Here is a 6424-nt window from a genome sequence, read left to right as displayed (position 1 = left end):
AAAAATGGACTTCTTTAACGGATTATGTGGACTTCTGTAGCGTATTGCATGGACTTCAGATAGCGGAATACTCAATTCAATACGTAATATTTAATTAAGAAAATACAGCATATTTATATTATTTGGTAATATATTCTTATTATCTATCATGTCATCTTCAATCGAGGTACTGTGAAAATCATACTTTTATTTAGGATTAGCAAACACCACTCCACCATATATAGATCTTAATTGGTCTAAAGTATAAAATTTTGTTTGCCAATCCTTTTTTGCATCTTGAAATGTATTTGTAATACCATCCAAATTGCCTTTTTGAACAGTTATAGTATTATCTTTTACTGCTATAACTATCCACACATGGTTGTGTCCAATAGCAGAGAACACTGCACCAGCTTTTGGTGAAGAAGATCGTTCAAATTTATCTGGATGTGCTGCCACCAATTCCTTCACGCAACTGCTTCCATCACCGCTAAAGTCAGGATCATAGCCATATAATTCATAGAATCTTCCCCAGGCAAACCATATACATTGTCCATATAATCCGGTCTATGCATAAAGATTCTTTATCACCCAGGCTTCTAGATAATTAAAAGTCGATTTGTGCCTCCTCTAAAAGTAATCCCTACATATCTCATAACATGATCAACGTAAGAAGGATCTCCATACCCAAATACATTTAACTCTTGTTTTTTATTGTCAGAAAACTGTTATGCATTATATTTAAAATATCCACCAAAATTACGAATTGCCCATTCAATATAGCCAGAGTCATAATTATATGCCTGTAAAGCCAAATATATACGTTCTATATCGGATGAATCCTTTACTTTTGCTTTTTTTAAAGAATCAGAAAAGTATGTGTTCCCACTTCAATAGAATACTCAGGATCTGTAATTCCATTAGGTACTCTAGGATATTTTGTATTGTACCCTGACTCACTTGCCTGCATTGGATCATTCCCTTTTCCTCCTGACTCCTGCATCATAATTGCCTGTAATAATGTGACATAATCCTCAATATCATATTCTTTTGCATATTTACGAATGGTATCTTCATACGCAATAACTTCTTCACTTAAAGAAACAATTTCACTATTAGATCCACCATTCTGTGCCAACGCACTAAATGTTCCAATAAATATTGGGTGTATCTATGTTGCTGAAAACGAGAAATAAACAGTCAAAAGAGTATCACCACAACAAGTGGTACTCTTTTATTGAGAAAACTTAATTCACACATAGAATCAATAATAATTGGATTAATGTGCATCAGGAAAATCATTTTTGAATTTGCCACCATAATGATTGTTCTTATAGTTTCTAATATATAGTAATAAAACCATTATTACTAAAACAATTCCACAGATGGCATACATTGTAGTTGAGTTTAAATTATAGAATAAATAACAGATTACTGTCCCAACAATAATTAATAATCCTATGATCACAAGGAATGCATCCACATATTTTTTCATTTAAGACACCCTCTTTCTTATTATAAAATTTTAGTAATTGTGTTTTTTGTATCTAAATCACTTTTTTTATTGTTCATACTCATCTAGACTTAGCTTTGCCAATGCATTAATTCTTGCATTGAATATGATTATATTGTCTTCATTTTTAAAACAATAATTATAAAGTGATTGTTTCATTTCAAATATCCTTTCTTCTAAAAGAGCTCTTCTAAATTCAATATATACAAACACCCTGAAAAAAACAATCCAAATTTTTTAATTAAGTTTTAGCCCTATATCTTCAATTATTTGATTCGCATATGACATCTTGTAGAAGTTTTCTTGTAATTCTTTCACTTTTTTTAATTTATTTTGTAATCCATGATCAAGATATAACTCATTCAATTGTTTTAAAACAAAAATTGCTCTATCATATTGTCCATTTTTTAATGCGATTTGATAACAGGTTTCAAAATTATCAATGGCTTTCATAGGTTTATTATCCATCATATATTTTAAAGCACGGATAAAATTCTTATGATATTTTGAATCCTTTACATCTCTTAAAAAAGAAGCAATACACTCTTTTGCTTTCGTATATTCATGGTCAAAATAGTATAGAAGACATTTATACATTTTTAAATCTAAGTCATCTGTAAATCGTTCATCGATTCTGTTTAGATAATCAAATCCGCTTTTTATATCTTTTTGAATCAGCGAAGTAAAAACTAAATTTGATAAAATACAATACTTCATGATTTCGTTTTGTCTTTTAATGGATTCATTTAATAGTTTTAAAAACAGCTCATTTGCCTCATCATAACGAGATGTATACATGTAAAGTACGCCTTGATTCAACAACAAATAATATAATCGATCGAAAGACAATTGCTGAACTGCCATTTTTAAACTCTTATGAATATACTGCTGTGCCAAATTAAAATACCCTAAATCCAAGTAAATACTGCAATAATGGTAATTTATCATTAAATGATTACCCTTATTAGATAACGCCTTATCTAAGTATCCTAATGCTTCTTTTATTTCATTCGAATATATCTTCTCTAATGCCATTATATCGTAATAAATGAATAATTCCCTAACCGAAAAGTTATTCTTTCCTAATTCAATAATCCTTTTATATAAAGCTGTATCCACTTCTTTTTGATTAATGATAGCATCCATATACAGAATCAGATAATATTCAAATCTGGCATAAGAACAAGCAATATTATGTGTATCTTTTACTATTTTAATAGTTTCATTCAACTCTTCTTTTTTTAAATCTGTATACAAATCATAAATATCATATACATGATTTACAATTAGATCTCTATCCAAATCAAAATTAAATGTTTGGCCACATATTTCTGTAAATAAAGTAATCTTCTCATTTGTTGGTTTATTCTTACCAGTTTCAAATTGTGAAATTGTAGCTTCACTCACATCCATATTCTGTGCAACTTTTTTTATAGGAATCTTTTGCTCTGTCCGAATGCTCTTTAAAATATTGCCAATCAATGACCTGTTTATATTATTTGACACATTTCTCACCTTTATTTCCAATGCAAATGATGGTTCGTTTTCTTTATATATACACCTTAAATCATAAACCAAACATTATGTCATATGACTTGTATTTACTATAATTAATTTTAATTGTTAATTTAGATTCATTCAATACACAATATTTAATTAAGAAAACATAATCTATTTAGATTATTTGGTAATATATGCTTATTATCTATCATATCATTTTCAATCGAGGCAATGTAATTATGTATTTCACACGCCAGATCAAAAACATTTTACGTATCGTAACTATTACGACAGCTACTGGAATCCATTTATGGTTCGATTCGAATATGATCAAACACCGCATTGTTGCAGACACACATGTGTATCTCTACTTGCAACTGCACAGGTATCACAAACATATCAAAAACTAATAGTTGGTCACAAAGGCGTTAATACACACCGAACCGTACTCTGCAATTTTCCTTTCCACTTACTTGTTGAGTGCAGTTCTCCAAAGCCTCTTTGAGCACAGAATTTCATTCTGTGGCTACACGTTTTGCGAACGCTGTTGACCAGAATCAGCTTACCGCTGGCTGTGGTCTTTTTCTTTTAATTTAACTTGATTATTAGTTTTCATATTCAAATAATTTGGCAATCAACACTTTGAGTTCACCCAAAGCATCTGGTGTTCCAACAATGACTTCCAAACATTCATTTCCAGTACGAAACAACAACCTGTATAGGAGTGGCGTTCGATTGACAACGATGATCAGCTAATGACTTTGGTAATCAGTGACACAAGAGAAATAAACGAATTATAGTCATTGGAAAACAAATTCGTTTGCTTCTTTGGAATCATTGACATAGTTATAATAGCTAAAAACATACTATCCACTTTCAAAAATTTAAAAATTTTTATTTTTTGAAAGTGAGGCAACACTATGAAAACCATTGAAAGAACTGAATATCTGAATCGAATAAAGAATCTGAAGGATACGCCTGATATAAAAGTTATTACCGGTATCAGAAGATCGGGTAAGTCAATATTGATGCAGGAGTATATCCAATATCTGAAAGACAACTTTAATGATATCAACGTTATCTTTATTGACTTTATGGATCTTTCATTTGAACACCTGAAAGAGTATCATGCGCTTCATGCCTATGTTGAAAAACGATATGTGGAAGGAAAGTCGAATTATCTTTTCATTGATGAAGTGCAGATGTGTCCAAATTTTGAACTGGCTGTAAATAGCCTATATTCAAAAAGAAAATATGATATCTATATCACCGGTTCCAACGCTTTTTTGTTAAGTGCAGATTTAGCCACTCTATTTACCGGTCGTTATATTGAAATTCATGTCTATCCATTCAGTTTCAAAGAATATTGTAATTACTACGACAACAACCACGACATAGAAAAGCTATTTGAAGATTACACCATCAAAGGTGGATTAGCTGGGTCCTATGCCTACAACACCGAAAAAGACAGGAAGGATTATATCAAGGAAGTCTATGAAACAATTGTTACAAGAGGCCCTGTGCAGAAGTATTCCCTGCCAGATACTCAAGTATTACAGCGCTTAAGTGAATTCCTTATGGACAATATATCAAACCTGACCTCACCAAGCAGGATCAGCAATATGCTATCCGAAAAGAACATATCAACCAATCATGTCACCATTGGAAAATATATCAAATACCTGTGCAACGCCTTTGTTTTCTATGATATCAAGCGCTACGATATCCGTGGAAAGAAATATCTTGAAAGCATAGAAAAGTTCTATTTAAGTGATATTGATATACGTTATGCTGTGCTTGGTACAAGAAACATGGATTATGGCAGAGTATATGAAAACATGGTCTGTCTTGAATTATTACGTAGTGGCTATGATGTCTATGTTGGAAAGCTTTATCAGAAAGAAATCGATTTTGTTGCCCAAAGAGGTAGTGAAAAAATCTATATTCAGGTAAGTGACAATATCACTGAAGAGGAAACATTCAAAAGAGAATATGCGCCTCTTTTACAGATCAAGGATGCATATCCAAAGATTATCATCGCCAAAACCGGTCATCCAAAGTATTCATATGAAGGAATTGAAATCTTTGATATCAGGGATTGGTTGCTAAATAAAAACCAAGCTACATAATCAAAAATTAGTAAGATTAAAACTATTAAACGCATCAGCATCCGCTGTTGCTTTTCTTGTAAAATTACGTTTTGTGCGTGCTTTTCGATAACTGAGAAGTTAATTTTGCTACTTATAAGCGTGCTGTATGCGTGCTTAAATATACTTTTCAGCACTATTCACAACGATTCACAGAAATAGAAAAAACCACCCAAAGCCCATATATAAAGGGTTTGAGTGGTTTTGAATCTCTTTGCAGAGTAGTCAAAAGTATGTTCTGACTAACGTTTAGAGAATTGTGGAGCACGACGAGCTGCTTTAAGACCGTATTTTTTACGTTCTTTAGCACGAGGGTCACGAGTAACGAATCCTGCAGCTTTTAATACTGGACGGTAGTCTTCACTAGCTTCCATTAAAGCACGAGTGATTCCGTGACGCATAGCACCAGATTGACCAGTGTATCCTCCACCTTGTACGTTGATAATCACATCAAATTGATCAACTGTGTTAGTGATTTCTAATGGTGATTTAACAACCATACGTAAAGTTTCCAATGGAAGGTATTCTTCCAAAGTTTTTCCGTTGACTACGATATTACCTGTACCTGGACGTAAAAAGACACGAGCAACAGATTTTTTACGACGTCCAACGCCATGATATTGAACAGTGTTAGATTTTTTCATATTCTATTCCTCCTTATCCTCTTACCTTCAATTCAACAGGCTTTTGAGCAGCATGTGGGTGTTCGCTACCAGCGTATACGAATACGTGTCCACGTTGTACATCACCTAATTTAGTGTGAGGTAACATACCTTTGATTGCTCTTTCAACCCATTCAACAGGGTATTTCTCTTTCATTTCTTTAGCTGTACGCACACGCATACCTCCAAAGTATCCAGAGTGGTTGTAATACTTTTCAGTATTCAACTTGTTTCCAGTCATTTCGACCTTGTCAGCATTGATCACAATTACATAATCACCACAGTCAACATTTGGTGTATATGTAGGTTTGTGTTTTCCTTTCAATACATGAGCACATGTTGAAGCCAAACGTCCTAAAGTTTGTCCGTTTCCATCAACTACATACCATGTACGTGTTACATCGGCAGGTTTTGCCATAGTAGTTTGACGCATATCTAATTTCCTCCTTGATTTGAGCGTTTACCGGGGCTCAAAAGGCCAGAGTTTAGCCATCTAATATGATATGCAATATCCATATAAAAGTCAATGAAAAAAAGAAAAAGTTTAGCAATGTCATTAAGTTAAGAAATGACGGCTTCGAGGGGAACACAAAAAATGTGCTCCTCTTTTTTTTATGGAAAAT

At 32.6% G+C, this 6424-nt stretch carries 6 protein-coding genes and 1 pseudogene; 1 reads left to right on the top strand and 6 read right to left on the bottom strand.

All coding sequences use genetic code 11. The annotated features are described in order from the left end of the window. Positions 1-186: 186 nt before the first annotated feature. The 4 genes and pseudogenes from Q0E86_RS10930 to Q0E86_RS10915 form a co-directional block, all read right to left on the bottom strand. Entirely contained in the window at positions 187-525 is a 339-nt protein-coding gene (locus tag Q0E86_RS10930) for a CHAP domain-containing protein (RefSeq protein WP_295757135.1), read from the bottom strand. 182 nt (positions 526-707) lie between these two features. Beyond that, positions 708-1117 (bottom strand): annotated as a pseudogene (locus Q0E86_RS10925) (lysozyme family protein). Positions 1118-1258: 141 nt separating this feature from the next. Beyond that, complete coding sequence (locus Q0E86_RS10920) at positions 1259-1474, bottom strand: hypothetical protein (protein WP_270742221.1); 216 nt, start codon at positions 1472-1474, stop codon at positions 1259-1261. 255 nt (positions 1475-1729) lie between these two features. Then, positions 1730-2998, bottom strand: a complete 1269-nt coding sequence (locus tag Q0E86_RS10915) for a helix-turn-helix transcriptional regulator (protein ID WP_295757128.1) — start codon at positions 2996-2998, stop codon at positions 1730-1732. 914 nt (positions 2999-3912) lie between these two features. On the opposite strand from Q0E86_RS10915, the gene Q0E86_RS10910 reads away from it, so the two are divergent. Then, entirely contained in the window at positions 3913-5121 is a 1209-nt protein-coding gene (locus Q0E86_RS10910; RefSeq protein WP_295757125.1) for an ATP-binding protein, read from the top strand. 260 nt (positions 5122-5381) lie between these two features. On the opposite strand, the gene rpsI is transcribed toward Q0E86_RS10910, so the two are convergent. Continuing rightward, on the bottom strand, positions 5382-5783 hold the full coding sequence (gene rpsI / locus Q0E86_RS10905) for a 30S ribosomal protein S9 (protein ID WP_117573786.1): 402 nt from the start codon (positions 5781-5783) through the stop codon (positions 5382-5384). A gap of 13 nt (positions 5784-5796) precedes the next feature. Continuing rightward, positions 5797-6234, bottom strand: a complete 438-nt coding sequence (rplM, locus tag Q0E86_RS10900; RefSeq protein ID WP_003864733.1) for a 50S ribosomal protein L13 — start codon at positions 6232-6234, stop codon at positions 5797-5799. Positions 6235-6424: the final 190 nt, after the last annotated feature.

Origin of the sequence: uncultured Holdemanella sp. (genome assembly GCF_934754935.1) — a bacterium.
GTDB lineage: Bacteria > Bacillota_I > Bacilli_A > Erysipelotrichales > Erysipelotrichaceae > Holdemanella.
The sequence above is the reverse complement of the archived record's forward strand: the minus strand, read 5'-3'. Positions and strand labels throughout refer to the sequence as shown.

Coding starts and splice junctions, on each gene's coding strand:
- Q0E86_RS10910 (WP_295757125.1), top strand. CDS start 3,913: ATGAAAACCATTGAAAGAACTGAATATCTGAATCGAATAAAGAATCTG.
- rplM (WP_003864733.1), bottom strand. CDS start 6,234: ATGCGTCAAACTACTATGGCAAAACCTGCCGATGTAACACGTACATGG.
- Q0E86_RS10920 (WP_270742221.1), bottom strand. CDS start 1,474: ATGAAAAAATATGTGGATGCATTCCTTGTGATCATAGGATTATTAATT.
- rpsI (WP_117573786.1), bottom strand. CDS start 5,783: ATGAAAAAATCTAACACTGTTCAATATCATGGCGTTGGACGTCGTAAA.